The organism is Streptomyces sp. ICN903, assembly GCF_022015835.1.
Lineage (GTDB): Bacteria > Actinomycetota > Actinomycetes > Streptomycetales > Streptomycetaceae > Streptomyces > Streptomyces fenghuangensis.
In genome coordinates this window covers 1-1,510 of record NZ_JAKMAY010000556.1, presented here as the reverse complement: position 1 = coordinate 1,510, position 1,510 = coordinate 1, and the positions used below count along the sequence as shown (strand labels likewise).

Annotated in this window: 1 protein-coding gene; it reads left to right on the top strand. The window is 73.7% G+C overall.

Going from position 1 to position 1,510, the window contains the following annotated elements:
• Positions 1–486: 486 nt before the first annotated feature.
• Positions 487–1,510 (top strand): LacI family DNA-binding transcriptional regulator (locus tag L7D48_RS28740; RefSeq protein ID WP_237884025.1); only part of this gene is annotated, 1,024 nt, incomplete at its 3' end.

Sequence of the window (1,510 nt, the reverse complement as noted above, 5' to 3'; positions counted from 1 at the left end):
GGGAGGGTCGTGGGGGGCATGAGGGGTTGTCAGGTGCATGACCATCACATCCGTCTGTCGTCCGGAGGTTCCGGCGGTGGGGGGCTCTCTCTCCGCGCACGGGCGACGGGCGTACGGCCGCACGGCGGCCGCGGGGCACGGCGTCGCCTCGCACACGGCGGGATCGCGGTGCGGACGGGAAGGGGCGGGCAGCGCTCGGCGCGCCGACCGCCCGCGTTCCGGGCTTGGTTCGGGCAGTGAGTCAACTCCTGGGGAAACCCGGCCGTCAAGGGCTTGGACGAGACCAATCGACTTCAAGAAGTGAACGAGAGAGCGCTCTTGAGAGCGTTCTCAAAGAGTGACATCCAATTTTGACGTGAAGTCTTGACGCCCTTGCTCGCTGCCGTTTGACTCCGTGCCCATGCCCGGTACCGGTCCCGGAACCGGTGCCGCCGAACCGATCCCCGCCAAGCCGAGCCGTACCGATCCGCCGGAGGAGGAGTGCCCGTGCGCGTCACCATCGCCGATGTCGCCCGTACGGCCGGCGTCAGCAAGTCGACCGTCTCCCGGGTGCTCAACGCCAAGGGCGAGGTGGACGGCCGGACCGCCGCGCGGGTGCGCGACGTCATCGGCAGGCTGGGCTATGTGCCCAGTTCGCGCGCCGTCGGGCTGGCCCGCGGCCGCAGCCGCACCGTCGGGATGCTCGCGCCCTCCCTGGCCTGGCCCTGGGTGGCCGAACTCGTCCAGGGAGCGGTGGACGCCGTCGAGGCGGCCGGATACGGGCTGCTGCTGTTCACCTGCAGCCGGGGCCGGGAGTCGATGACGCGGCTCACCGCACAGGTGTCGGCGAACGCGTTCGACGGTCTGCTGGTGGTGGAGCCGGAGAGCGAGACCGGCGCCGTCGCCGCGATGCACCGCTCGGGCCTGCCGGTCGTGCTGATCGACGACCGCGCCCGCCATCCGGGCTTCCCCTCCGTCGCCACCACCAACACCCTCGGAGGCGAGCAGGCGGCACACCGGCTGCTGGGCCTCGGTCGCCGCAGACCGCTGGTGGTGACCGGTCCCCGGCGGTTCGACTGCGTGCGCGAGCGGCTGGAGGGGTTCGTCGGCGCCCTGGAGGGCCACGGCGTCGGGCACGATCCGCGCCGCACGGTGGAGGGCGGCTTCGGCGAGCGCTCGGGCGAGGAGGCCGTGACGCGGCTCCTGGCCGAGGGCGCGGACTTCGACGCCGTCTTCGCCCACAACGACCTGAGCGCGATGGGCGCGCTGCGCGCCCTGCGCGCCGCCGGACGGCGGGTGCCCGACGACGTCGCGGTGATCGGCTTCGACGACATCCCGCTGGCCGCCTACACCGATCCGCCCCTGACCACCGTCCGCCAGCCGCTGCGGGCCATGGGTGGGGCGGCCGCCGCCCTGCTGCTGGCCCGGACCGGCGGCGGCCCCCCGGACGACCTGCCGGACGACGGCCGGGTCGTCCTGCCCACCGAACTGGTGGACCGCGCTTCGGCCCCCGGCCCGGCGACCGCCCCCT